Genomic DNA, 23,931 nt, shown 5'->3' with positions numbered 1-23,931 from the left:
GATGAGTTTCCCGCTTCTGACGGCGACGGCGGCGCTGCCCGCGGTCGGCGCGATCCTGACGGCGGCCGTACCGGCCGCCCGCAGGACCGCCGCCAAGTGGCTCGCGCTGCTGGTCTCGCTGGCGACGCTGGCGCTGGCCGCCCTCGTCGCGGTCCGCTTCGATCCGGGCGGCGACCGCTACCAGCTCACCGAATCCCACTCCTGGATCAAGGACTTCGGGGTCCGCTACGAGCTCGGCGTGGACGGCATCGGGGTGGCGCTCATCGCGCTCACCGCCCTGCTGATCCCCTTCGTGATCGCGGCGGGCTGGCACGATGCCGACCCGCTTGAGACGCACTCTTCGCGCTGGCGGCCGACCCAGGGCTTCTTCGCCCTGATCCTGCTGGTCGAGGCGATGGTGATCGTCTCCTTCGAGGCCACCGACGTATTCCTCTTCTACATCTTCTTCGAAGCCATGCTGATTCCGATGTACTTCCTCATCGGTGGCTTCGGGGACCGGGCTCACTCCGGGACCGACGAGAACGCGGCCGCGCAGCGCTCGTACGCGGCGGTCAAGTTCCTCCTCTACAACCTGGCCGGCGGGCTCATCATGCTGGCCGCGGTCGTCGGGCTGTACGTGGTCGCCGGGAACTTCTCCCTCCAGGAGATCGTCGAAGCCCGGGCCGCCGGCACCCTGGACATGTCCCAGGGCACCGAACGGCTGCTGTTCCTCGGCTTCTTCTTCGCCTTCGCGGTGAAGGCCCCGCTGTGGCCGCTGCACACCTGGCTGCCCAACGCGATGGGCGAGGCCACCGCCCCGGTGGCCGTCCTGATCACCGCCGTCGTCGACAAGGTCGGCACCTTCGCGATGCTCCGCTTCTGCCTCGGCCTCTTCCCCGAGGCGAGCAAGTGGGCCACCCCGGTCATCCTGGTCCTGGCCCTGATCAGCATCGTCTACGGCGCGCTGCTCGCGGTCGGCCAGCGGGACATCAAGCGCCTGGTCGCCTACGCCTCGATCTCGCACTTCGGCTTCATCATCCTGGGCATCTTCGCGATGACCTCCCAGGGCCAGTCCGGCGCCACCCTCTACATGGTCAACCACGGCCTGTCGACGGCGGCGCTGATGCTGGTCGCCGGATTCCTGATCTCGCGCCGCGGCTCGCGGCTCATCGCCGACTACGGCGGCGTGCAGAAGGTGGCCCCGGTCCTCGCCGGGACCTTCCTGATCGGCGGCCTGGCCACCCTCTCGCTGCCGGGCCTCGCGCCCTTCGTCAGCGAGTTCCTGGTCCTGGTGGGCACCTTCGCCCGCTACCCGGTCGTCGGGATCATCGCCACCTTCGGCATCGTGCTGGCCGCGCTCTACACGCTGGTCCTCTACCAGCGCACCATGACCGGCCCGCTCAAGGAGGAGGTCCGCCACATGCCGGACCTGCGCCTGCGCGAGGTGCTGGTGGTCGCCCCGCTGATCGCCCTGCTGATCGGACTCGGCGTCTACCCGAAGCCGCTGACCGAGATCGTCAACCCGGCGGTGAAGCACACCATGTCCGACGTCAACCAGAAGGACCCCGAGCCCACCGTGCCGGTACAGAGCGTGGAGGCCGCCAAGTGAGCACGACCGCCGTGGGCCTGTGGTCCCTGGCCGCCGATCCGATCGACAAGATCCCGGCCCCGCACATCGAGTACGCGCAGCTCTCGCCCACGCTGATCGTGCTGGGCGCCGCGCTGATCGGCGTCCTCGTCGAGGCCTTCGTCCCGCGCAAGGCCCGTTACTACGCCCAGGTGTTCCTCACCGTCGCCGCGCTCGCCTCGGCCTTCGCGGCCGTGGTGGCGCTCGCCGCGGGCGGGTACGGCACCGCCAAGGCGCACGTCGCCGCCATGGGCGCCGTCGCCGTGGACGGACCGGCGCTGTTCCTCCAGGGCACGATCCTGCTGGCCTCCGTCGTGGCCGTCTTCACCTTCGCCGAGCGGCGCCTGGACCCGGCGGCCCACGGCAGCCGGGTGGACTCCTTCGCCGCGCAGGCGGCGTCCGTCCCGGGCAGCGACAGCGAAAAGGCCGCCGTCAAGGCCGGTTTCGCCACCACCGAGGTGTTCCCGCTGATGCTGTTCGCGGTCTCCGGGATGCTGATCTTCCCGGCGGCCGACGACCTGCTGACCCTGTTCGTGGCGCTGGAGGTCTTCTCCCTCCCGCTCTACCTGCTCTGCGCCCTCGCCCGCCGCCAGCGGCTGATGTCGCAGGAGGCCGCGGTCAAGTACTTCCTGCTGGGCGCCTTCTCCTCCGCCTTCCTGCTCTTCGGCATCGCGCTCGTCTACGGCTACGCGGGCTCCGTCTCCTACGCCGTGATCGCGGACGTCGTGGACGGCACCGTCCAGCAGATCGACCCGGCCCTCGCGGGCACCATGGGCAACGACGCGCTGCTGCTGATCGGCGGCGCGCTGATCCTGATGGGGCTGCTGTTCAAGGTCGGCGCGGTCCCCTTCCACATGTGGACCCCGGACGTCTACCAGGGCGCCCCGACCCCGGTCACCGGTTTCATGGCAGCGGCGACGAAGGTCGCGGCCTTCGGGGCGCTGCTGCGCCTGCTGTACGTGGTCCTGCCGGGCCTGCGGTGGGACTGGCGGCCGGTGATGTGGGGCGTCGCGATCGTCACGATGCTGGCGGGCGCGGTCATCGCGATCACCCAGACCGACGTGAAGCGGTTGCTGGCCTACTCCTCGATCGCGCACGCCGGCTTCATCCTGGCCGGTGTGATCGCCACCTCGAAGGAGGGCGTCTCCTCCGTCCTCTTCTACCTGGCGGCGTACTCCTTCGTGACGATCGGCGCCTTCGCCGTGGTCACGCTGGTGCGCGACGCGGGCGGCGAGGCCACGCACCTGTCCAAGTGGGCCGGTCTGGGCCGTCGTTCCCCGCTGACCGCCGCCGTGTTCGCGGTGTTCCTGCTCGCCTTCGCCGGCATCCCGCTGACCTCCGGCTTCGCCGGAAAGTTCGCGGTCTTCAAGGCGGCGGCCGAGGGCGGCGCGGGCGCGCTGGTCGTGGTCGGTGTGATCTCCTCGGCCATCGCGGCGTTCTTCTACATCCGGGTCATCGTGCTGATGTTCTTCAGCGAGCCGAAGGCCGACGGCCCGACCGTGGCCGTCCCCTCGGTGCTGACCATGACCACGATCGCGGTGGGTGTCGCGGTGACGGTGGTGCTGGGCGTGGCGCCCCAGTACTTCCTCGAACTGGCCGGCCACGCGAGCACGTTCGTGCGCTGACCGCTCCACCGCCGGACGCGCCGGGGCCCGGCTCCCCTTCTGAGGGGGGCCGGGCCTCGGCGCGTTCCGGCTCAGTGGGGGTGGGGCGCGGCCGGGGTGGTGGTGTTCTTGGGGCAGGTCAGGGCGGGGTTCCAGTTGTGGAAGCGGCCGGCCGGGTTCTCCTTGTACGCCCACAGGTGGAGGTCGTAGTGCTTGGGCATGCCCGCCCAGTGGCCGGGCATGGGCCCGTCGAAGGGCAGCCCGAACATGTGGGGCCGGTCGTCGGTGGTCTTGAGGTCCTGGTCCCGGTCGGCGGACATCCACTCCACGGTCTGGAGCCTGCGGTGGCCGGAGCGGTCCTTCTCGGAGCTGTAGAGGAGCGCGGTCGGCCTGCTCGGGTCCGTCGAACCCCAGTTGGCCTCCTTGACGTAGTGGTAGCCCATGGAGCCCGCTCCGAACGGGTTGGTCATGCACTCCTGGCCGTGCGGCACGTAGCCGTCCTCGACGGCCGCCCGCTCGTCCGCGTACTTGGCGGTCACCGCCATCGCCGTGGCCAGGTCGCGCATCGCCTGCCGGTTGCGGGGGTCGGGCGCCGGACCGTCCACCGCCTGGGCCGCGGGGACGGTGGCCAGGGCCATGGAGGCGGCGGCCGCGCAGGTCAGGGCGGCCTTCAGGGGGCGTACGGACATCGGGGACTCCTGGCGGGTGGCGGGGCGGGGGACGTGTGTCCACCCTGGCCGGGGGCGCGGGCGGGCGCACGCGGTGCTCACCCAAAGGAGGGGGCCGGGGCCGTCAGGGGGTCTTGGGGGGACGCGTGGTGCCGGGCAGGCAGCGCGCCTTCGGGTTGTACGTCGCGAACCGCCCGGCCGGGTTGTCCTTCCACAGCCACACGTGCAGGGCGTAGTGGACGGCCTGGCCCTTGAACCGGCCCGGCAGCGGGCCCTTGAAGGCCTGGCCGAACAGGTGGGGGCGGTCCTCGTCCGTCCGCGGGTCCTGGTCCCGGTCGTTCACCACCCACTCCAGGGCCACCAGCCTGCGGCCGCCGTGCCCGTCGTCCTCGTAGAGGAGGGCCGCGGGGCGCCGGGGGTCGAGCGAGCCGTCGTTGGCGTGGTTGAAGTGCGGGTAGCCGAGCGCGCCCGCCCCGTCCGGGGCGGCGACGCAGTACCGGTCGGGTACGAAGCCGGCGGCGGCCGCGTCGCGCTCGTTCAGGTAGGGAACGCTCGACAGCCGGGCCCGCGCCAGCTCCACCGTGACCGGGGCGGCCCGCCGGTCCGGTCCGGGCGCGGGCGGTGCGGTCGCCGTCGTCGCTGTCGCCGTCGTCGGGGACAGGGCGAGCGCGGTGGAGGCCGCAAGGATTAGGGCGGCGAGGGGGACGGTCCTGCCGGTGCGAGGGGTCATGCGGGAACTCCTTGGAGCGGCGACGGGCGTGCGGCTCCAGCAGCTTCGCGCGGGCGCCCCCGGCCCGCCACGCGGGCGGGGCCAGGGGGCTGACGGACCGGTACCGCTACACGGCGCCCCGGGGGGCGTCCGCGGTACGGGCGGGGGCGATGGTGCCGGTGACCTCGCCGAGGCCGACCCTGGTGCCGTCGGGGCCGGGGGCCCAGGCGGAGAGGGTGACGGTGTCGCCGTCCTCCAGGAAGGTCCGCTTGCCGTCCGGGAGTTCGAGGGCGTCGCGGCCGTTCCAGGTCAGCTCCAGGAGGGAGCCGCGCTGGCCGGTCTCGGGGCCGCTGACCGTGCCGGAGCCGTAGACGTCGCCGGTGCGCAGGGAGGCGCCGTTGACCGTCATGTGGGCGAGCTGCTGGGCGGCGGTCCAGTACATCGAGGAGAACGGCGGGTGCGCGACCTCGTGCCCGTTGATCGAGACCGTGATGCGCAGGTCGAAACCGCCCTGCTCGTCGGCCCCGGCGTCGGAGTCGTCCAGGTAGGGCAGCAGCGGGAAGTCCCGGGCCGGCGGCGCGACGCGGGCCGCGTCCAGGGCCTCCAGCGGGGTGACCCAGGCGGAGACGGAGGTCGCGAAGGACTTGCCGAGGAAGGGGCCGAGCGGCACGTACTCCCAGGCCTGGATGTCGCGCGCGGACCAGTCGTTCAGCAGGAACAGGCCGAAGACGTGCTCGCGGAAGTCGCCGAGCGGCACCGCCGTGCCCAGCTCGGAGGGAGTGCCGACGACGAAGCCGACCTCCGCCTCGATGTCGAGCTTGACGCTCGGGCCGAAGACGGGCGCCGGGTCGGTGGGCGCCTTGCGCTGGCCGCAGGGCCGTACGACGTCCGTGCCGGAGACGACGAGGGTGCCCGCGCGGCCGTGGTAACCGATGGGCAGGTGCTTCCAGTTGGGGGTGAGCGCGTCTCCGTCCGGGCGGAAGATCCGGCCCACGTTGGTGGCGTGGTGCTCGCTCGCGTAGAAGTCGACGTAGTCCGCGACCTCGTACGGCAGGTGCATGGTGACGGCTTCGAGCGGCACGAGGTGCGGCTCGACGGCGGGGCGCTGGCCAGGGTCGGTCACCCAGGCGGTCAGGGCGCGGCGCACGTCGTGCCAGGCGGTGCGGCCCGCCGCCAGCAGCGGGTTGAGGGTCGGCCGGCCGAGGAGTCCGGCGTACGGGGATCCGAGCGCGAGCGCGACGGCTCCCGCGTCCAGGACGTACCCGCCGATCCGCACACCGATGCGCCGCCGGGGCTCCGCGTCGCCGCCCGTGTCCTCGGCGGTCGAGAACACGCCGTACGGGAGGTTGTGCGGCCCGAACGGGTCGCCCTCGGGAACGTCGAGGGGGCTCTGCAGGGGCATGGGGTACTGCCTCGCTTTCCGGGCGGTCCGGGGGTGTCCCGGGATCTGGTTGACACGTTACGTGCCTGGTGGGGCCTTCGGGAGGCCGGATTCGGGCGCTATTTGTAGGACTTGTCCAACGAGGTCCGTATCCTTTGACCCGTGACTTCCGCCCCCCTTCGCGCGCTCCCGTATGCCCTGATCGCCACTGACCTGGACGGGACTCTGCTGCGCGCAGGTGACACAGTTTCCGCCCGTTCGTACGCGGCGCTCGCGACGGCGCGCGCAGCGGGCGCCCGGCACATCATCGTCACCGGGCGCCCCGTGCCGCAGGTCCGGCACGTACTGGAGGACCTCGGCTACACGGGGCTCGCGGTGTGCGGGCAGGGGGCGCAGGTGTACGACGCGGCGGTCGGGCGCATGCTGCACTCCGTCCCCCTCGACCGGGACCTGGCGGAGGTCGCGCTCGGGAAGATCGAGGCGGAGATCGGCGAGGTGTACGCGGCCGTCAACCGGGAGGGGGTGGACGCGGAGATGCTGATAGGGCCGGGCTACCGGATGTGGCACCCCCACCTCCCGACGGTCCGCGTCCCGCGGCGGGCGGACCTGTGGTCGGCCCCGATCAACAAGGTGCTGCTCCAGCATCCGGAGCTGGACGACGACGAACTGACGCGGGTGGCGCGGGCGGTGGTCGGTGACCTCGTGAACGTCACGATGGCCGGGGAGCACACGGTGGAGCTCCAGCCGCCGGGCATCGACAAGGCCAGCGGCCTCGCTTTCGCGGCGGCCGTCCTCGGCGCGGACGCCGCCTCGACGATCGCCTTCGGCGACATGCCGAACGACATCCCGATGTTCACCTGGGCCGCGCACGGGGTCGCGATGGCGAACGCGCACCGCGAACTGGTCGCGGTCGCGGACGAGGTGACCCTGTCGAACGAGGCGGACGGGATCGCGGTGGTCCTGGAACGCCTTTACGCGTAGCGCCCGCGGGGGCGGGGTGCCAGCTTGCCCGGGCCCGGGGCGGTATTTCAGCCTGCCCGGCGTTTGAGGGCCCGCCGGAGGCGACGAGGACCCGAGCCGGGGGTGGGGCGAGTGGTGCCGTGCGGCGCTCCTGCCCTCCGGGGGCGCCTCAAACGCCGGCGGGGCTGGAGTGGGTCCGGCTCGGAGCCGCCCTCAGCTTGCCGGGCCGGGGCCACGGGGCGGCATTTCAGCCTGCCCGGCGTTTGAGGGCGTCGGTCTAGGCGGCCCCGCGGGGGAGGCGGCGGTGCCAGGTGCGGTGGAAGACGACCTCGTCACCCTCCCGGCACACGACCTCGTTCGACGTCACGAACGCGCCCTCGTCGCACGAGATCTCCGACCGGGTCTCCACCCTCGCGTCCCAGCCCCGCTCGGGCCGGTGCAGCCGGATGCGCCACCGCGAGCACGTGCGGGCCGACAGCGGGTCGCCGTCCTCGATCTCGTACTCCTCCCACGCGTCCTCGCCGTACTCCAGCCCGTCCGGGTACACCCGCGTCCCCCCGTACCGCGGGTCGACCTCCAGCCGCCACAGCCCGCGCGCCACGTCCCGTACGACCAGCCGTTCCGGACGCGGTTCGTCCAGGGTGGCGGGGTACACCACGCCGAGTCCCTCGGACTGCTCCGGCGGCTCGAAGCCGATCTCGGCCCCCGCCCCGGCGGCCGGGTCCCGCACCGGCAGGGTCAGCGCGCTCCCCGCCGGTTCCAGCGTCCAGCCCGCCCCGGACCCGGCCCGCGGCCAGATCCACGGCCAGTACGCGGAGGACACCGCGAGCCGGATCCGGTGCCCCGGCGGGAAGGCGTGGCCGATCGCGTTCAGCTCGAAGGTGACGTCCTCGTACGCGCCCACCGGCCACGGCACCGCCCGGTCCCGGCCGCCCCGCGCGGACAGGTTCAGGGCGCCGCGGGTGACCAGCGTCGAGGACCCGTCGGGCGCCACGTCGCAGACCCGGGCGACGACCTGCCCGTACGGCACGTCCATGCGCAGCCGCAGGGTGACCCGCGGGCGGCCCAGGATCTCCAGCCGCCCCCCGGTGCCCAGCGGGAACTCGAAGCACGCCGACTTGGCGTCCTCCTCCCGCTGGTCCGGCGGCAGGTCGCCGTCGTTGCCGAAGGGGAAGAAGCGGCCCGCGTCCAGGCCGGTGTGCTGCGGGGACGCGACGAGGACGGGGTCGCCCCGGAGCCCGTACGACACCGGCGAGACGGCGGGGGAGGGCCAGGCGGTGTCGCCGACCCAGCGGCCCTCCATCCGTTCGTAGACGGTGGCGGGCGGGTGCGACTCGCTGATCCAGGAGCGCAGCAGCGGCTCGTCCATGACCCCGTTGTCCACGCCCTTGAGCCAGTGGTCCCACCAGCGCAGGGTCTCCTGGAGGAAGCCGATGGCCGGCCCCGGCGGCAGCCCGCGGTCGGGGTACTGGTGGGACCAGGGCCCGATCAGCCCGCGCACCCGGTCCGGCGGCAGGTGCTCGACCAGCCGCAGCACGGTGTCGCGGTAGGGGTCGTGCCAGCCGCCGACGGCCAGGACGGCCGCGCCGATGGCGGCGTAGTCCTCGCAGACGCTGCCGTGCTTCCAGTAGGCGTCGCGGGTCTGGTGGGCGAGCCAGGTGTGGACGAGCGGTTCGACGGCGTCCAGCCGGTCCAGCCACTGCTCCTTCCAGCCGTCGCCCGCGTAAAGGGGGTCCGGCGGGCGGGCGGCGAAGGCGAGCATGGTGGCGGACCAGGCGTGCATGTCGACGGCGAGGACGGAGCCGCCCATGTAGTGGACGTCGTTGTCGAAGCGGTCGTCGGTGGAGCAGACGGTGACGACGGCCTTGAGCGGCGCGGGCGCGAGGGCGGCGATCTGGAGCGAGTTGAAGCCGCCCCAGGAGATGCCGAACATGCCGACCGCGCCGGTGCACCAGGGCTGCGCCGCCAGCCATTCGACGACGGCGACGCCGTCGGCCAGTTCCCGGGCGTCGTACTCGTCGCCGGGGTGGCCGCCGCTGTTGCCGTGGCCGCGCACGTCGACCCGCACCGAGGCGTAGCCGTGCCCGGCGTACCAGGGGTGGCGCTGGTGGTCGCGGGGCGCGGTCCAGTCGGTGAGCCGGTACGGGAGGTACTCCAGCAGCGCCGGAACGGGCTCGTCCGTCACCGGCCGCCAGACGCGGGCGTACAGCTCCACGCCGTCGGGGAGCGGGATCCGGACGTCCTCGTGGGTGGTCCCGTAGGGGAAGTCGGTACGGATGATCATGCGTGGCCTCGGTCCCTCGCGGTGCTGGTAGGGGTACGGGTGCGCCGGACGTCAGTGGACGGGGTGCATGGTGCGCCGCAGCCAGGGCCCCAGGGCGATCACGGCCAGGCCGGCGGCGACCGCGACCGCTCCGTTGACGCCGAAGTAGGCGGGGAGGGAGACCGTGCCGTAGACCTTGACCACCTGGGCCTGGATGCCGTTGGCGAGGGCCAGCGAGAGGAACCACAGGGCCATGGTCTGGCTCGCGTAGGCCTTCGGGGCGAGCTTGGTGGTGGCCGACATGCCGGAGGTTTCCAGCAGGACGTCGCCGAGGCCGAGCAGCAGGTAGGAGCCGACGATCCACCAGGCGGCCATCCGGAAGGTGTCGTCGCCGCCGTGCCCGGAAGTCGGGATGACCATCAGCAGGAAGGACAGGCCGCCCAGGACCACCCCGATGGCGATCTTGTGGGAGGCGTGCGGCTGGCGGCGGCCCATCCGGACCCAGAGCGCCGCGACGACCGGGGCCAGCGCCACCTCGAAGGCGCCGAGCGCGGAGGCGTACCAGCCGGCCGGGAAGTGGAAGCCGAGGATCGAGGTCTGCGCGTTCGTCGAGGCCAGCAGCATCATCGTCGAGTACGCCTGGAAGAGGATGAAGTTGAAGGCGACCGAGGCCAGGAAGAGCACCGCGTAGGGGCGCAGCCGGCCGCGCTCCTCGGCGCTCACCCGGGGGCTGCGGAACATGACGGCGAAGTAGACGACCGGGGCGATCACCGAGACCAGGGTGAGCAGGTCGACGAACCGGGCCAGGGTGAGCCACCCGGCGGAGGCCAGGAGGGTGGCGAGCACGGCCGCGCCGAGCAGGCCGCCCACGAGGGCGCGGACGGCGCGCCGCATCGCGGCGGGGGCCAGGGCGTACTCGGCCGAGTGCTTTCGTCCGGCCAGATGGCGGCGTCCCAGGACGTACTGGACGAGGCCGGCCGTCATGCCGAAGGCGGCGGCGGAGAAGCCCCAGTGCCAGCCCTTGTGGTCGCCGAGCCAGCCGGTGACGAGGGGACCGGCGAAGGCGCCGATGTTGATGCCCATGTAGTAGAGGGCGAATCCGGCGTCGCGCCGCTGGTCGTCGGTGCGGTAGAGCTTGCCGACCATGCTGGCCACGTTCGGCTTGAGCAGGCCGGTTCCCGCGCTGATCAGGCCGAGGCCCGCCCAGGTCATGGCGGCGGTCGGCACGGCCATCGCGTAGTGGCCGCAGGCGATCAGGACGCCGCCCCACAGGACGGCGCGGTAGGAGCCCAGGATCCGGTCGGCGAGCCAGCCGCCTGCCACCGAGACCAGGTAGACCATGGTTCCGTAGGCGGCCGCCACGGACGCGGCGGCGCCCGGATTCATTCCGAGGCCGCCGTTGGCTACGGTGTCCGCGAAGTACAGCACCAGAATGGCCTGCATGCCGAGGAACGAGAAGCGCTCCCAGACCTCCAGTCCGGAGAGCGTCGCCAGACCCCGGGGGTGGCCCAGGAAGGCGTGGTCGTCACCGGGCGGCGGCCGTTCGGCCTCCGGGTCCGTCGGTTCGTCGATGTCGGGCGTGGTTCTGGACAATACGCATTCTCCGGTCGCATCGGCTGCTCAAGAACATACCGGTGCACTTCGGACAGTGCGCGGGTGGCGGCCGGGCGGGCGCTCTCGGTGATCGAAATCAGACCGGATACGCTGGCTTGAGTGATGGCAGCGACACATCGACAATCCAGGTGATCGTCACCGTGATCGTCAGCAGACAGGAGTACCCCTCGTGACCGTCGTCGGGCCGTTCGGACTGAGCGTGCGGGACCAGGCTCTTGAGAGCGATGTCCAGGCCGGACTGGCCGCAGTCGAGGCGGGTCTGCTGGAGGCCACCAAGAGTGAAGTCCCCTTCATCACCGAGGCCGCGCAGCACCTGATCAAGGCGGGCGGCAAGCGCTTCCGGCCGCTGCTGGTGATGCTCGCGTCCCGTTTCGGCGATCCCTACGCGCCCGGCATCGTGCCCTCCGCGGTGGTCGTCGAACTCACGCACCTCGCCACGCTCTACCACGACGACGTCATGGACGAGGCGGACGTCCGGCGCGGGGTGGACAGCGCCAACACCCGCTGGGGCAACTCGGTGGCCGTCCTGACGGGTGACTTCCTGTTCGCCCGCGCCTCGCACATCCTGGCCGACCTCGGACCCGAGGCCGTCCGGATCCAGGCCGAGGCCTTCGAGCGGCTGGTGACGGGCCAGATCCTGGAGACGGCCGGGCCGCGCGACGGCCGCGACCCCGTCGCCCACTACCTCGACGTCATCGCGGGCAAGACCGGCTCGCTGATCGCCGTCTCCGGCCGCTTCGGCGCGCTGATGGCCGGCGCCGACGAATCGGTCGTCGACATCCTCACGCAGTACGGCGAACGCCTCGGCACCGCCTTCCAGCTCGCCGACGACGTCCTGGACGTCGCCTCCGACTCGCACGAGTCCGGCAAGACCCCGGGTACGGACCTGCGCGAGGGCATCCCCACGCTGCCGGTGCTGCTGCTGCGGGAGATGGCCGCCCGCGGCGGGCGGGAGGAGGACCTGGAGCTCGTACGCCTCCTGGACGGCGACCTGACGGACGACGCCCGGCACGCCGAAGCGCTGTCCCGGCTGCGGGTGCACCCGGCGCTGGAGCAGGCGCGGCGCGACACCATCCGCTACGCCGAGGAGGCGCGGGCCACGCTGGCCCCGCTGCCCGAGTGCTTCGCGAAGTCGGCCCTGGAAGAGCTGTGCGACGCGGTGGTGCACCGGGCCGGTTAAGCCTTCATCCGTACCGGGTACCCCGCGAGGCCCTCCGACCCCCTACGGGATGGGGACGGGGGGCCTTCGCCGTGTCATCCCTCGGTCGTACACGGAGTTGGCTCCGAGGAGTGATGCCGTGGGGGCCTTCCGTTTGGTCAGATAGAGGCACATCCCCACCAGATCGGGTGAGAGTGGCGGCGCGGGGTGGACGGGAACAAGCCGGGATGGGTAGGTCGCCGCCTACACACAGAGGTAGGGCAGAGACATGGCAGCGAACGCAAAGACTCCTCGCAAGGCCTCGCGGTACGCGGTACCGGTCGTGGTCGTGGGAGTGGCCGTGGCGACCGTCGGACTGGTTCCGGCCTTCGCCAACGCGAGCGGACCGGACCTTCCCAAGGTGACGGCGCAGCAGCTCATCGAGAAGATCGCCGCATCGGACGCGCAGCAGCTGTCCGGTACCGCGAAGATCAGCACCGACCTGGGCCTGCCGTCGCTGGCGACCGGCCTGCTCGGCGACCGGGGCGTCTCGGGCGGCTCCGCCGATCCGCAGGACAAGCTCACGCAGCTCGCCACCGGCACGCACACCTTCAAGGTCGCGGCCGACGGCCCGGACCGTCAGCGGATCACCTTCCTGGACGGCAAGGACGAGTACAGCCTCATCCACAACGGCGGCGAGGTCTGGGGCTACGACAGCAAGTCCAACGAGGTCTTCCACGAGAAGGACGGCGGCGCCCGGGCGGGGGAGAAGGGCAAGGAGCACAAGACGGCCGACCGGCTCGGCTCCTCACCCGCCCAGCTCGCCCAGGAGGCCCTGAAGGCCGCCGGACCCACCACCGACGTCAGCGTCGGCGACACCGCCCAGGTGGCCGGGCGCGACGCCTACCAGCTGGTGCTCAAGCCGAAGGCCTCCGGTTCCACGATCGGTTCCGTGCAGATCGCGGTGGACGCCAAGAACGGCGTGCCGCTGCGCTTCCAGGTGCTCTCCAGCCAGGGCGGCAAGCCGATCCTGGACGCGGGCTTCAGCAAGGTCGACTTCGCCAAGCCCGCCGCCGACACCTTCGCCTTCACCCCGCCCAAGGGCGCCACGGTGAAGGAGGGCTCGGCCGCTCCGCACGGGGACAAGGCGGAGCGCCGCATGGACTCCCTCCCGATCCCCGGCCTGGACGGTCTGACCGGCGGCGCGGGCAAGGGGCAGACCACGGTCCTCGGCGAGGGCTGGGCCTCCGTCGCCCGGATCGACTCGGGCACGGGCAAGGGCCTGAAGGACTTCGAGGGCAAGGCGAACGAAAAGGGCGCCCCCAAGGAGGCCAAGCAGTTCCTCGACAGCCTCGGGGACAAGGTCACCGGGAAGTTCGGCTCCGGCCGGGTCTTCTCGACCCGCGTGGTCAACGCGCTGATCACGGACGACGGCAAGGTCTACGTCGGCGCGGTCACCAAGGACGCGCTGGTGAAGACGGCCAACGCCGCGAAGTAGCCCGGCCGGCCGCCCGCGCGCGGGCGGGGGCGCGGAGGCACTGAGGGTGGCCCGGGACATGTGTCCCGGGCCACCCTTGCGTCGTAACCCTCCTGTGTACAGCGGAGCCGCTGTACGGTGAGGGACATGTCGAGACACGTCACCATCCGCCTGGAGGAAGAGTTCCACGAGCGCCTCAAAGCGCGCGCGGCGGCGCTGGGGACGACGGTCACCGCGCTGATCACCGAGGTCACCGAACGCGAACTGGACGAGGACCGCAAGAGCTTCCTCTCCGGCATCGAGGAGTTCGCCGACCACTGGGGCTACTTCCAGGAGCGGTTCGGCCATTGAAGATCACCATGGAGTGGGCCTGGACCGCTCTGGCCCACCACCTGCCGTCCGATCCCGCCGTCTGGGACCCCTCCGGGGTGGCCGCCGCGGTGGCCCGCCACCAGAACGACCTGGTGCTGGTCCCGGAGCAGCCCGCCCCCGACACCGCCTGGCGGGCCGCCGCGTTCCTGCACACGCTCGCCGTGTGCCCGGCGCTGGAATCGCCGATGAACGAGTTCTACGCGGCCGCCGCCACCCGCTCGTACCTGCGGGTGGCGGGGGCGAAGCAGCTGCCCTCGCCCGAGGCGCTCGGTGACCTGGTCGAGGCCGCGAAGCGCGGCCGGGCCGACATCGCGGCGGTCGCCGAGGAGCTGCGCGCGCGGATACAGGAACCGGTCCCCGAATCGCTGCGCGCGCACCCCGGGGGCACCTCCTAGAAGGTGATCTTCCAGCTGTTGATGTAGCCCGTGTCCTGCGCGGCCACGTCCTTCACCTGGAGCTTCCAGACGCCGTTGGCGACCTCGCTCGACGCGTTCACGGTGTACGAGGCGATGACGTTGTCGGCCGAGTCCGAGCTGGAGTTCTTCAGCCGGTACGCCGTGCCGTCGGGGGCGATCAGGTCGATCTGGAGGTCACCGCGGTAGGTGTGGACGATGTTGACGTCCACCTTCGTGGTGGCCGGCGCGTTGCCCGTGACGCCCGAGACGGTGATCGGTGAACTGGCCCCCGCGGCCGGGGAGTCGGGGATGGCGACGTCCGCCGTGTTCTCGAAGGACGGGCCGGGCGGCACCACGGTGCCGGCTCCCAGGGTCCAGACCGCGTAGGCGATCGCGTCGCTGTTCTTGTCCAGGGCCGCGTCGTTGATGTTCGCCGAGGTGTCGCACGACCGGTGGTAGCAGGCGTCGAAGGCCTTGCCGGAGGTGCCGCCCCACTTCTGGGCCTGCGCGGCGGTCTTGATGTAGTCGGCGCCGCTGAAGAGACCGCCGACGGGGATGCCCGCGTTCTTGAAGGGGGCGTGGTCGGAACGGCCGTCGCCCTCGGTCTCGATCTCGGTGGGGATGCCGACGCCCGCGAAGTACGTCTTGAAGGTCTGCTCGATGGTCGGGTCGTCGTCGTAGACGAAGTAGCCCGGGTTCGGCGAGCCGATCATGTCGAAGTTCAGGTAGCCGGAGATCTTCGACTTCTCGGCGCTCGGCAGGTTGTTGACGTAGTACGTCGACCCGACCATGCCCAGCTCCTCCGCGCCCCACCAGCCGAAGCGCAGGTGCTTGGTGGACTGGAGTCCGGCCCGGGAGACCGCGAGCGCGGTTTCCAGGATGGCCGCCGAGCCGGAGCCGTTGTCGTTGATGCCGGGGCCCGCGCTCACCGAGTCCAGGTGCGCGCCGGACATCAGGACCGAGTTGGCGTCGCCGCCCGGCCAGTCGGCTATCAGGTTGTAGCCGGTGGCTCCGCTGGAGGTGAAGGTCTGGAGGGTGGTCGTGTAGCCGGCCGCGTCCAGCTTGGCCTTCACGTAGTCGATCGAGGCCTTGTAACCGGCCCTGCCGTGCGCGCGGTTGCCGCCGTTGGCGGTGGCGATCGACTGGAGCTGGGCCAGGTGCGCCTTGACGTTGGCGACCGGGATGTCGGGGGGCGTCGGCGCGGCGGTGACCGCGGTGGGGGAGGCCAGGGCCGCGGGGGCGGTGGAGGCGAACAGACCGGCCACCGCGAGCGCGGTGACGGCGGCCAGGCGCCGGGAGACGGACAGGCTCATGTGGGGGCTCCGGGATTCCGCTGGGGATGTGACGGAACGGGTGGGGAAAGAGCGGGTGAGCGGTCGTGCGTCAGTGCGAGCCTGATGTTCAGCGAGAGAATGACTGTCCGTCAAGGTCATAATCCGGTCACGGGGGTTCGGAAAACGGACGATCCCCGGTACGGAGGTTCCGTACCGGGGATCGTGGGGTGGATGATGCGCCGCCGCGCGGGCCGCCGTCGTATGCCGGAGACCCGCGCGGTGCGTGGCTACGCCGGTTCGCGCGCCGGGGTCTCGGGCGCGGCCGGGGCCGGGACGGTGCCCGCCGTGGCCGCGACGGTCGCCGCGAGGGCCGCGCGCGAGCGCCGGGCGGTCCGCAGCGCGTCCCACGTGAGCAGTGCGAGCGCCGCCCACACCAGGGCGAACCCGGCCCAGCGCTCGGGCGGCATGGCCTCGTGGAAGTAGAGGACGCCCAGGCCGAACTGGAACACCGGGGCCAGGTACTGGAGCAGCCCGAGGGTGGACAGCGGGACCCGGATCGCGGCGGCGCCGAAGAGGACCAGCGGGATCGCGGTGACCAGGCCGGTCGCCGCCAGCAGCGCGGCGTGCCCGGCGCCCTCGGCGGCGAAGGTGGACCGGCCCTGGGCCGCCAGCCACAGCAGGTAGCCGAGCGCGGGCGGGAAGAGCAGCGCGGTCTCGGCGGCCAGCGAGTCCAGGCCGTGCAGGTTGATCTTCTTCTTGAGCAGGCCGTAGGTGGCGAAGGAGAAGGCCAGCACCAGGGAGATGTACGGCGGCCGGCCGTAGCCGACGGCCAGCACCACGACGGCCGCGGCGCCGATGGCGACCGCCGCCCACTGGGCGCGGCGCAGCCGTTCGCCGAGGACGAAGACGCCGATGGCGATGGTGACCAGCGGGTTGATGAAGTAGCCGAGGCTGGCCTCGACGACGCGGCCGTTGTTGACCGCCCAGATGTACAGGCCCCAGTTGACCGAGATCACCGCGGCGGCGAGCGCGGTCAGCCCGAGCTTGCGCGGTTCGGCCAGCAGGGCGCGTATCCATCCCCAGCGGCGGGTCGCGACGAGCGCGAGGCCCACGGCGGCCAGGGACCACACCATGCGGTGGGCGAGGATCTCGACCGCGCCGGAGGGCTTGAGGAGCGGCCAGAACAGGGGGACGAGCCCCCACAGTCCGTAGGCGCCGAATCCGTAGATCAAACCCGTGCGCTGCTCGTTCTCTGCCTTCACGGGCCCTCCTGGGTCATTTCGAGCCAACCTCACGAAGGTAGCGCCGCGTCGGCCGGATGTCATGCCCGTTGGCGGGTGACAGTCATGACATCCGGGCCGTGCCCACCGGGGCTCCGGCCGACGCCCACCGCGGCTGCGCCCCGCGCCCGCCGCGGCTCCGGGTCGCCTGCGCCGCGGCTCAGGCCAGCGCGGCGGCGATGGCGGCGGCGATCGGGGTGGTCGGGCGGCCGATCAGCCGGGCCAGGTCCCCGCTGGTGCCCGCGAGCCGGCCGCGGGCGATGGCCGCGTCCACGTCGACGAGGATCGCCGCGAAGGCCGCGGGGACACCGGCGCCGGTCAGCACGTCGAGGTGCGCGTCGGCCGGTACCGCCGCGTAGCTGATCTCCCGGCCGGACTGCGCCGCGACCTCGGCCGCGTACTCGGCCAGGCTCCAGGCGGTGTCGCCGCTCAGCTCGTACACCCGGCCCAGGTGACCGTCGCCGGTCACGACGGCCGCCGCGGCGGCGGCGTAGTCGGCGCGGGCCGCGGACGCGATCCGGCCCTCGCCTGCGCTGGCGACGACCGCGCCGTGCTCCAGTACCGCGGCGAGCTGCGCGGTGTAGTTCTCGTGGTACCAGCCGTTGCGCAGGAAGGTGTACGGCAGGCCGGAGTCGAGGATCAGCTGTTCGGTGACGCGGTGCTCTTCGGCGAGGTCGAAGTCCGCCTCCGGGCCGCCGAGGACACCGGTGTAGGCGAGCTGGGCCACCCCGGCGGCCTTCGCGGCCTCGATCACCGCGGTGTGCTGCGCCACCCTGCGGCCGACCTCGCTGCCGGAGATCATCAGGACCCGGTCGCCGGCGCGGAAGACCCCGTCCAGGCTCGCCGGGTCGCTGTAGTCGGCGACGCGCACCTCGACGCCGCGCTCGGCCAGGTCCGCGGCCTTCTCCTTGTTCCGGACGACGGCGGCGATCTCCGCGGCGGGGACGGTGGCCAGCAGGTCCTCAAGGACCAGGCGGCCGAGGGCTCCGGTGGCTCCGGTGACGACGATGCTCATGGGGTGCTCCTTCGGTTCCTCGGGGTGATGACACCACCCTAGACACCGCGCTAACTTTTGGATAGTACCCACTTTGAAGTAAGGTACTGGCATGGAAGTGAGCGTCAAGGCCCCGATGTGCCCCTCCCGGGGCGTCCTGGAGCACGTCACCAGCCGCTGGGGGGTGCTCGTCCTCGCGGCGCTGCTGGAACGCTCGTTCCGCTTCAGCGAACTGCGCCGCGAGGTGGGCGGCGTCAGCGAGAAGATGCTGGCCCAGACCCTGCGGACGCTGGAGCGGGACGGCTTCGTACTGCGGGTCGCGCAGCCGGTGATCCCGCCGCGCGTCGACTACTCCCTGACCCCGCTGGGCCGCGAGGCCGCCGAGCAGGTGTGGGCGCTGGCCCGCTGGACGGAACGCAGCACGGGCGCGGTGCAGGCGGCCCGGGCGGCGTACGACGAAACCCGCGCCGGCGACGGGACCCGCGCGGGCGGCGACGGGACGCGCCCGGAGCACGACGGGGCCCCGACCCCCTGACGGTCACAGGAGGCCGGGGCCCGGTGGACTGCCGGATCCGGATCCGGCTCAGCCGATGACGGTCCAGTTGTCGTTGCCGGTGAGGAGGGCGCCGAGGTCGCCCTTGCCGTGCTGTTCGACGGCGGCGTCGAGCTGGTCGGCCATCTGGGTGTCGTAGACGGGCCGCTCGATGCTGCGGAAGACGCCGATGGGCGTGTGGTGCAGGGTGTCGGGGTCGGCGAGCCGGGACAGGGCGAAGGCGTTGGTCGGCGAGGTGGTGTGGGCGTCGTGGACCAGGATGTCGGCTTCGTTGTCGGGGGTGACCGCGACGACGCGCAGGTCGCCGGTGGCGTGGTCGCGGACGACGCCCTTGGCCCGGTCGGTGCCGAAGCGGATGGGCTGCCCGTGTTCGAGGCGGATGACGGCTTCCTGGGCCTGTTCCTGGTCTTTGAGGACCTCGAAGGCGCCGTCGTTGAAGATGTTGCAGTTCTGGTAGATCTCGACGAGGGCGGTGCCCTGGTGGTCGGCGGCGGCGCGCAGGACCTCGGTGAGGTGTTTGCGGTCGGAGTCGACGGTGCGGGCGACGAAGGTGGCCTCGGCGCCGATGGCGAGGGAGACCGGGTTGAAGGGGGCGTCGAGGGAGCCCATCGGGGAGGACTTGGTGAGTTTGCCGACCTCGCTGGTGGGCGAGTACTGGCCCTTGGTCAGGCCGTAGATCCGGTTGTTGAAGAGCAGGATCTTGAGGTTGACGTTGCGGCGCAGGGCGTGGATGAGGTGGTTGCCGCCGATGGAGAGGGCGTCGCCGTCGCCGGTGACCACCCAGACCGACAGGTCGCGGCGCGAAGTGGCCAGGCCGGTGGCGATGGCGGGGGCGCGGCCGTGGATGGAGTGCATCCCGTAGGTGTTCATGTAGTACGGGAAGCGGGAGGAGCAGCCGATGCCGGAGACGAAGACGATGTTCTCTTTGGCGAGGCCGAGTTCGGGCATGAAGCCCTGGACGGCGGCCAGGACGGCGTAGTCGCCGCAGCCGGGGCACCAGCGGACTTCCTGGTCGGACTTGAAGTCCTTCATCGACTGCTTCGCTTCGGCCTTCGGCACGAGCGAGAGCAGCGTGGGCGGGTGGGCGGGGGCGTCGGTGACCTCAGTCATTGATGGCCTCCTGGAGGACCGTGGCGAGCTGTTCCGCTTTGAAGGGCATGCCGTTGACCTGGGTGTACGAACGGGCGTCGACCAGGTACTTCGCCCGGATCAGGGTGGCCAGCTGGCCGAGGTTCATCTCGGGCACCACTACCTTGTCGTAACGCTTCAGGGCCGCTTCCAGATTCCGGGGGAAGGGGTTGAGGTGGCGCAGGTGGGCCTGGGCGATGGGCTGCCCGGCCTGGCGCAGGCGGCGGACGGCGGCGGTGATGGGGCCGTAGGTGGAGCCCCAGCCCAGGACGAGGGTGGTGGCCTGGTCGGGGTCGTCGATGTCGAGGTCGGGGACCTCGATGCCGTCGATCTTGGCCTGGCGGGTGCGGACCATGAAGTCGTGGTTGGCCGGGTCGTAGGAGATGTTCCCGCTGCCGTCCTGCTTCTCGATCCCGCCGATCCGGTGTTCCAGGCCCGGGGTGCCCGGTACCGCCCACGGCCGGGCCAGGGTGTGCGGGTCGCGCTTGTAGGGCCAGAAGACCTCGGTGCCGTCCGCGAGCGTGTGGTTGGGGCCCGACTGGAACTGCACCCGCAGGTCGGGCAGGTCCGCGACGTCGGGGATCCGCCAGGGCTCGGAACCGTTGGCGAGGTAGCCGTCGGAGAGCAGGAACACCGGCGTGCGGTAGGTCAAGGCGATCCGGGCCGCGTCCAGGGCCGCGTCGAAGCAGTCCGCCGGCGTGCGCGGGGCCACGATCGGCACCGGCGCCTCACCGTTGCGCCCGTACATCGCCTGGAGCAGGTCGGCCTGCTCGGTCTTGGTCGGCAGCCCCGTCGAAGGCCCGCCGCGCTGGATGTCGACGACCAGCAGGGGCAGCTCCAGCGACACCGCCAGCCCGATCGTCTCCGACTTGAGCGCCACGCCCGGCCCCGAGGTCGTGGTCACCGCCAGCGACCCGCCGAAGGCGGCCCCCAGCGCCGCGCCGATCCCCGCGATCTCGTCCTCCGCCTGGAGGGTCCGCACGCCGAAGTTCTTGTGCTTCGACAGCTCGTGCAGGATGTCCGAGGCCGGAGTGATCGGATACGAGCCCAGGTACAGGGGCAGGTCCGCCTGCCGGCCCGCCGCGATCAGCCCGTACGACAGGGCCAGGTTCCCGGAGATGTTGCGGTAGGTACCGGTCGGGAACGCCTTCGTCGCGGGGGCGACCTCGTAGGACACCGCGAAGTCCTCGGTGGTCTCACCGAAGTTCCAGCCCGCCCGGAACGCCGCCACGTTCGCCTCGGCGATCTGGGGCTTCTTCGCGAACTTCGACCGCAGGAACGCCTCCGTCCCCTCCGTCGGCCGGTGGTACATCCACGACAGCAGACCCAGCGCGAACATGTTCTTGCTCCGCTCGGCCTCCTTGCGCGAGAGCCCGTACTCCTTGAGCGCCTCCACCGTCAGCGTCGTCAACGGCACCGGATGGACGTTGTAGGCCTCCAGCGACCCGTCCTCCAGCGGCGACACCGCATAGCCGACCTTCGCCATCGGCCGCTTGGTGAACTCATCGGTGTTCACGATGATCTCCGCGCCCCGCGGCACGTCCGCGATGTTCGCCTTCAACGCGGCCGGGTTCATCGCGACCAGCACGTTCGGCGCGTCCCCCGGGGTGAGGATGTCGTGATCGGCGAAGTGCAGCTGGAACGAGGACACCCCCGGCAGGGTCCCGGCGGGCGCACGGATCTCCGCCGGGAAGTTCGGCAGCGTCGAGAGATCATTGCCGAACGACGCCGTCTCGGACGTGAAACGGTCACCGGTGAGCTGCATCCCGTCACCCGAGTCACCCGCGAAACGGATGATCACACGGTCCAGCCTGCGGATTTCCTTCCCGCCGGGACCCGCGGGCGTGCGCTGTCCACCGACAACCGCACCCCCGGCCCCGTCGGCCTGCTCGGCTGGGCTACTGACCTGGCTGGTCACTGAAACGGACCTCCTTCGAGGCGTGGCGTTCGCAAGGCCAACCCTACGTCGGTAAGGGTGTCCTTCCTTGGGCCGCTCATATGCTGGACCGTCCCGTGAGACGGTCCGTTCCGGAGTGTCCCCCGCCCGGCAAACCATCCGGGAGGAGACACTCCGCCGTCAGAATTTCCGGCACCGCGTCGAGCCCGGCACCGCCGCACCGCCTGACAGAGTGTCAGTCGATCACGATCTCAGATAGGTGAGGACGGCGAGCACGCGCCGGTGATCCCCGTCACTCGGCGACAGGCCGAGCTTCATGAAGATGTTGCTGACGTGCTTCTCCACCGCTCCGTCGCTGACCACCAGCTGCTTGGCCACCGCGGAGTTCGTCCGCCCCTCGGCCATCAGCCCCAGCACTTCGCGCTCGCGCGGCGTCAGCCCCGCCAGTACGTCCTGCTTGCGGCTGCGGCCCAGCAGCTGGGCGACCACCTCGGGGTCCAGGGCCGTGCCGCCCCGGGCCACCCGGACCACCGCGTCGAGGAACTCCCGCACCTCGGCCACCCGGTCCTTGAGCAGGTACCCGACCCCGGTGCTGGACCCGGCCAGCAGTTCGGTGGCGTACTGCTCCTCGACGTACTGCGACAGCACGAGCACCCCGATCCCGGGGTACTCCTTGCGCAGCCGCACGGCCGCCCGGACCCCCTCGTCGGTGTGGGTCGGCGGCATCCGTACGTCCGCCACCACCACGTCCGGCAGCGCGTTCTCCGCCGCCAGCTCCGCCACCGTCTTGATCAGGGCTTCCGCGTCCCCGACGCCCGCTACGACGTCATGCCCCCGGTCGGTCAGCAACCGGGTCAGGCCCTCACGCAGCAGCACTGAATCCTCGGCGATGACCACCCGCACCCTGTCTTCCACGACTCAGCAGCTCCCGCATCACTCGTTGTCGATCCCTGGCACAGCCAAGCATCCCAGCCTCGGGGCCGGGTCAAGGCCGGTCCGGGCCAACGGATCCGGGTACGGACCCACTTTGCGAGGTCGGGGCGTCCGGAGGGGGTCCGGACGGGGTGGATCAGGGGGGATCAGGGCCGAAAAGAGGGCGGACATGACGAAGCGCGGGTCCGGGGACCCGCCTTCGCCGCGCCCGGACCCCGGGCCCCGGTCCTCAGACCCGCCAGGGCAGCTCCGCCGTCACCGTCGTCCCGCCGCCGTCGGGGGAGTCGACGACCAGCACGCCGTCCACCGCGTCCAGCCGCTCCGCCAGCCCCGCGAGCCCGCCGCCCGCCGCGGTGCTCGCGCCGCCGCGCCCGTCGTCGGCGACCTGGATCAGCAGCCGGTCCCCGGACTTCCACACGTCCACGCTGACCACACCGGCGCCGGAGTGCTTGCTGACGTTCTGGAGCAGCTCGGAGACCGTGAAGTAGGCGATCCCCTCGATCGCCGCCACCGGCCGCCCCGGCAGCTCCACCTGCACGCGGACCGGGACGGTGCAGCGCGAGGCGACGGAGGACAGGGCCGCGTCCAGGCCCCGGTCGGTGAGCACCGCCGGGTGGATGCCGCGCGCGAGGTCCCGCAGCTCCTGGAGCGCGATCTTCACCTCGCCGTGCGCCTCGTCCACCATCCGGGCGGCGACCTGCGGGTCCTCGGCGAGCTTCTCCTTGGCCAGGCCCAGGTCCATGGCCAGCGAGACCAGCCGGGCCTGGGCGCCGTCGTGCAGGTCCCGCTCGATGCGGCGCAGGTCGGCGGCCGCGGTGTCGACGACCACCCCGCGGTCCGACTCCAGCTCGGTGACGCGGTGGGCCAGCCGGGACGGGCCGAGCAGCCCGCCGATCATGATCCGGTCCACGGACGCCAGCGCGTGGATCACCCACGGGGTGGCCAGCGTGATGAGAAGGCCGATCGCGCCGGCGAGGGCGATCAGGGCCGGCGAGTCCAGGTAGAAGCTGTAGTGCTCGCCGTTCTGGAACAGCTCCAGTCCGGGCTGGTCGGTGAAGGCGGGGAAGACCCAGAACCAGAGCGGGTAGAGCAGCATCGCCCAGCCGTAGGCCCACAGGGTCAGGGCCAGGGTGAAGCTGAAGATCGCCCACGGCAGGTGGATCACCGAGTAGAGGACGTGCCGCCAGGCGCTCCCGCTCCCGAGCATCGCGCCCGTGGCGGCCAGCACGCCCTTCTTGCGGGCCCGCACCGGCTCCGGGTCGGCGATGTCCATGCCGAGCAGGGTCCGCGCGCGGCCGCGCTCCAGGTGCCCGAAGCCGCGGGCCATGGCCAGGACGCCCGCCAGTACGGGCACCCCGAGGAAGGTGACCAGCAGCCCGGCGCCCAGGCTCACCCCGGTGATGGCGAGCGAGAAGTAGAGGACGCTCAGCGGAAGCCCGATCAGCAGGTGCCCGAATTCGCGCCAGGTCCGCCCCGCGAAGGGCGCCGTGAGCACCGAAGGTGCCCGCGTCGCCGCGCTGTTGGTGCCCGTGCCGTAGCCCGTGCCGTAGCCGATCGCCATGATCCCGTCCCGTCCTGTCCCTGTGCCCCGCTGCACTTCCCCCACCCTCTCGTCCGCGGCTGCGCCCGACCATCCGGCACGTCGGCCTCCCCGCCGGGGGGTTATCCCCACCCCGTCCGCCCGG

20 protein-coding genes are annotated in these 23,931 nt (G+C 71.8%); 8 read left to right on the top strand and 12 right to left on the bottom strand.

Annotation, left to right across the window (positions count from 1 at the left end; genetic code table 11):
• Position 1: 1 nt before the first annotated feature.
• Together AC0693_RS03730 and nuoN are read left to right on the top strand one after the other, a co-directional pair.
• Positions 2 to 1,588, top strand: a complete 1,587-nt coding sequence (locus tag AC0693_RS03730) for an NADH-quinone oxidoreductase subunit M (RefSeq protein ID WP_469339339.1) — start codon at positions 2 to 4, stop codon at positions 1,586 to 1,588.
• Entirely contained in the window at positions 1,585 to 3,231 is a 1,647-nt protein-coding gene (gene nuoN, locus AC0693_RS03725; RefSeq protein ID WP_469320229.1) for an NADH-quinone oxidoreductase subunit NuoN, read from the top strand. The genes AC0693_RS03730 and nuoN overlap by 4 nt, the downstream gene beginning before the upstream one ends.
• A gap of 71 nt (positions 3,232 to 3,302) precedes the next feature.
• Here the strand turns inward: nuoN and AC0693_RS03720 are convergent, their stop codons facing one another.
• The 3 genes from AC0693_RS03720 to fahA form a co-directional block, all read right to left on the bottom strand.
• Complete coding sequence (locus tag AC0693_RS03720) at positions 3,303 to 3,899, bottom strand: hypothetical protein (RefSeq protein ID WP_478800866.1); 597 nt, start codon at positions 3,897 to 3,899, stop codon at positions 3,303 to 3,305.
• A 103-nt stretch (positions 3,900 to 4,002) separates the two neighbouring features.
• A complete protein-coding gene (locus AC0693_RS03715; RefSeq protein WP_478800865.1) occupies positions 4,003 to 4,608 on the bottom strand; it encodes a hypothetical protein in 606 nt (201 codons plus the stop codon).
• 106 nt (positions 4,609 to 4,714) lie between these two features.
• On the bottom strand, positions 4,715 to 5,989 hold the full coding sequence (fahA, locus tag AC0693_RS03710; RefSeq protein ID WP_478800864.1) for a fumarylacetoacetase: 1,275 nt from the start codon (positions 5,987 to 5,989) through the stop codon (positions 4,715 to 4,717).
• Between the two features lie 141 nt (positions 5,990 to 6,130).
• On the opposite strand from fahA, the gene AC0693_RS03705 reads away from it, so the two are divergent.
• Positions 6,131 to 6,949 (top strand): Cof-type HAD-IIB family hydrolase, encoded by an 819-nt coding sequence (locus tag AC0693_RS03705; RefSeq protein WP_478800863.1) that lies wholly within the window; start codon positions 6,131 to 6,133, stop codon positions 6,947 to 6,949.
• Between the two features lie 256 nt (positions 6,950 to 7,205).
• Here the strand turns inward: AC0693_RS03705 and AC0693_RS03700 are convergent, their stop codons facing one another.
• Positions 7,206 to 9,212 (bottom strand): CocE/NonD family hydrolase, encoded by a 2,007-nt coding sequence (locus tag AC0693_RS03700; protein WP_469320234.1) that lies wholly within the window; start codon positions 9,210 to 9,212, stop codon positions 7,206 to 7,208.
• Positions 9,213 to 9,263: 51 nt separating this feature from the next.
• Positions 9,264 to 10,784 (bottom strand): peptide MFS transporter, encoded by a 1,521-nt coding sequence (locus tag AC0693_RS03695; RefSeq protein WP_478738816.1) that lies wholly within the window; start codon positions 10,782 to 10,784, stop codon positions 9,264 to 9,266.
• Positions 10,785 to 10,974: 190 nt separating this feature from the next.
• On the opposite strand from AC0693_RS03695, the gene AC0693_RS03690 reads away from it, so the two are divergent.
• From AC0693_RS03690 to AC0693_RS03675, 4 genes are all read left to right on the top strand, one after another.
• On the top strand, positions 10,975 to 11,985 hold the full coding sequence (locus tag AC0693_RS03690; RefSeq protein ID WP_356416655.1) for a polyprenyl synthetase family protein: 1,011 nt from the start codon (positions 10,975 to 10,977) through the stop codon (positions 11,983 to 11,985).
• A 247-nt stretch (positions 11,986 to 12,232) separates the two neighbouring features.
• Entirely contained in the window at positions 12,233 to 13,441 is a 1,209-nt protein-coding gene (locus AC0693_RS03685) for a LolA family protein (protein WP_356416652.1), read from the top strand.
• A 126-nt stretch (positions 13,442 to 13,567) separates the two neighbouring features.
• Positions 13,568 to 13,771 (top strand): ribbon-helix-helix domain-containing protein, encoded by a 204-nt coding sequence (locus AC0693_RS03680; protein ID WP_356416649.1) that lies wholly within the window; start codon positions 13,568 to 13,570, stop codon positions 13,769 to 13,771.
• Positions 13,768 to 14,187, top strand: a complete 420-nt coding sequence (locus tag AC0693_RS03675) for a hypothetical protein (protein WP_356416646.1) — start codon at positions 13,768 to 13,770, stop codon at positions 14,185 to 14,187. The genes AC0693_RS03680 and AC0693_RS03675 overlap by 4 nt, the downstream gene beginning before the upstream one ends.
• Here AC0693_RS03675 and AC0693_RS03670 read toward each other — a convergent pair.
• The 3 genes from AC0693_RS03670 to AC0693_RS03660 all read right to left on the bottom strand — a co-directional run bounded on the left by AC0693_RS03670 (position 14,184) and on the right by AC0693_RS03660 (position 17,756).
• Positions 14,184 to 15,500 (bottom strand): M28 family metallopeptidase, encoded by a 1,317-nt coding sequence (locus AC0693_RS03670; protein WP_478800862.1) that lies wholly within the window; start codon positions 15,498 to 15,500, stop codon positions 14,184 to 14,186. The two genes, AC0693_RS03675 and AC0693_RS03670, sit on opposite strands and share 4 nt — an antisense overlap.
• A 248-nt stretch (positions 15,501 to 15,748) precedes the next feature.
• Entirely contained in the window at positions 15,749 to 16,723 is a 975-nt protein-coding gene (rarD, locus tag AC0693_RS03665) for an EamA family transporter RarD (protein WP_469339326.1), read from the bottom strand.
• A gap of 178 nt (positions 16,724 to 16,901) precedes the next feature.
• Positions 16,902 to 17,756 carry an SDR family oxidoreductase gene (locus tag AC0693_RS03660; RefSeq protein ID WP_478800861.1) on the bottom strand — a complete coding sequence of 285 codons (855 nt, stop codon included), beginning with the start codon at positions 17,754 to 17,756 and terminating at the stop codon, positions 16,902 to 16,904.
• A 91-nt stretch (positions 17,757 to 17,847) separates the two neighbouring features.
• On the opposite strand from AC0693_RS03660, the gene AC0693_RS03655 reads away from it, so the two are divergent.
• On the top strand, positions 17,848 to 18,270 hold the full coding sequence (locus tag AC0693_RS03655) for a winged helix-turn-helix transcriptional regulator (RefSeq protein ID WP_469339320.1): 423 nt from the start codon (positions 17,848 to 17,850) through the stop codon (positions 18,268 to 18,270).
• A 48-nt stretch (positions 18,271 to 18,318) separates the two neighbouring features.
• Here the strand turns inward: AC0693_RS03655 and AC0693_RS03650 are convergent, their stop codons facing one another.
• The 4 genes from AC0693_RS03650 to AC0693_RS03635 form a co-directional block, all read right to left on the bottom strand.
• Positions 18,319 to 19,398, bottom strand: a complete 1,080-nt coding sequence (locus AC0693_RS03650; RefSeq protein WP_478800860.1) for a 2-oxoacid:ferredoxin oxidoreductase subunit beta — start codon at positions 19,396 to 19,398, stop codon at positions 18,319 to 18,321.
• Positions 19,391 to 21,334 (bottom strand): 2-oxoacid:acceptor oxidoreductase subunit alpha, encoded by a 1,944-nt coding sequence (locus AC0693_RS03645; protein WP_478800859.1) that lies wholly within the window; start codon positions 21,332 to 21,334, stop codon positions 19,391 to 19,393. Before AC0693_RS03645 ends, AC0693_RS03650 begins: the two co-directional genes overlap by 8 nt.
• Before the next feature lie 222 nt (positions 21,335 to 21,556).
• The gene (locus AC0693_RS03640) at positions 21,557 to 22,216 is read right to left on the bottom strand and encodes a response regulator transcription factor (protein WP_356416672.1); all 660 of its coding nucleotides are present in this window, start codon (positions 22,214 to 22,216) and stop codon (positions 21,557 to 21,559) included.
• A gap of 259 nt (positions 22,217 to 22,475) precedes the next feature.
• On the bottom strand, positions 22,476 to 23,807 hold the full coding sequence (locus tag AC0693_RS03635; protein ID WP_469317097.1) for a sensor histidine kinase: 1,332 nt from the start codon (positions 23,805 to 23,807) through the stop codon (positions 22,476 to 22,478).
• Positions 23,808 to 23,931 lie beyond the last annotated feature (124 nt).

Source organism: Streptomyces sp. NPDC043876 (assembly GCF_056435825.1).
Note: the sequence above shows the minus strand (reverse complement) of the source record. Positions and strands in the feature narration are given on the sequence as shown.

What these genes read in the sequence shown, in the direction of transcription:
- AC0693_RS03635 (WP_469317097.1), bottom strand. Translation starts at nt 23,807, where the DNA reads ATGGCGATCGGCTACGGCACGGGCTACGGCACGGGCACCAACAGCGCG.
- AC0693_RS03655 (WP_469339320.1), top strand. Translation starts at nt 17,848, where the DNA reads ATGGAAGTGAGCGTCAAGGCCCCGATGTGCCCCTCCCGGGGCGTCCTG.
- AC0693_RS03700 (WP_469320234.1), bottom strand. Translation starts at nt 9,212, where the DNA reads ATGATCATCCGTACCGACTTCCCCTACGGGACCACCCACGAGGACGTC.
- AC0693_RS03680 (WP_356416649.1), top strand. Translation starts at nt 13,568, where the DNA reads ATGTCGAGACACGTCACCATCCGCCTGGAGGAAGAGTTCCACGAGCGC.
- AC0693_RS03720 (WP_478800866.1), bottom strand. Translation starts at nt 3,899, where the DNA reads ATGTCCGTACGCCCCCTGAAGGCCGCCCTGACCTGCGCGGCCGCCGCC.
- AC0693_RS03650 (WP_478800860.1), bottom strand. Translation starts at nt 19,398, where the DNA reads ATGACTGAGGTCACCGACGCCCCCGCCCACCCGCCCACGCTGCTCTCG.
- AC0693_RS03670 (WP_478800862.1), bottom strand. Translation starts at nt 15,500, where the DNA reads ATGAGCCTGTCCGTCTCCCGGCGCCTGGCCGCCGTCACCGCGCTCGCG.
- fahA (WP_478800864.1), bottom strand. Translation starts at nt 5,989, where the DNA reads ATGCCCCTGCAGAGCCCCCTCGACGTTCCCGAGGGCGACCCGTTCGGG.
- AC0693_RS03715 (WP_478800865.1), bottom strand. Translation starts at nt 4,608, where the DNA reads ATGACCCCTCGCACCGGCAGGACCGTCCCCCTCGCCGCCCTAATCCTT.
- AC0693_RS03660 (WP_478800861.1), bottom strand. Translation starts at nt 17,756, where the DNA reads ATGAGCATCGTCGTCACCGGAGCCACCGGAGCCCTCGGCCGCCTGGTC.
- AC0693_RS03730 (WP_469339339.1), top strand. Translation starts at nt 2, where the DNA reads ATGAGTTTCCCGCTTCTGACGGCGACGGCGGCGCTGCCCGCGGTCGGC.
- AC0693_RS03685 (WP_356416652.1), top strand. Translation starts at nt 12,233, where the DNA reads ATGGCAGCGAACGCAAAGACTCCTCGCAAGGCCTCGCGGTACGCGGTA.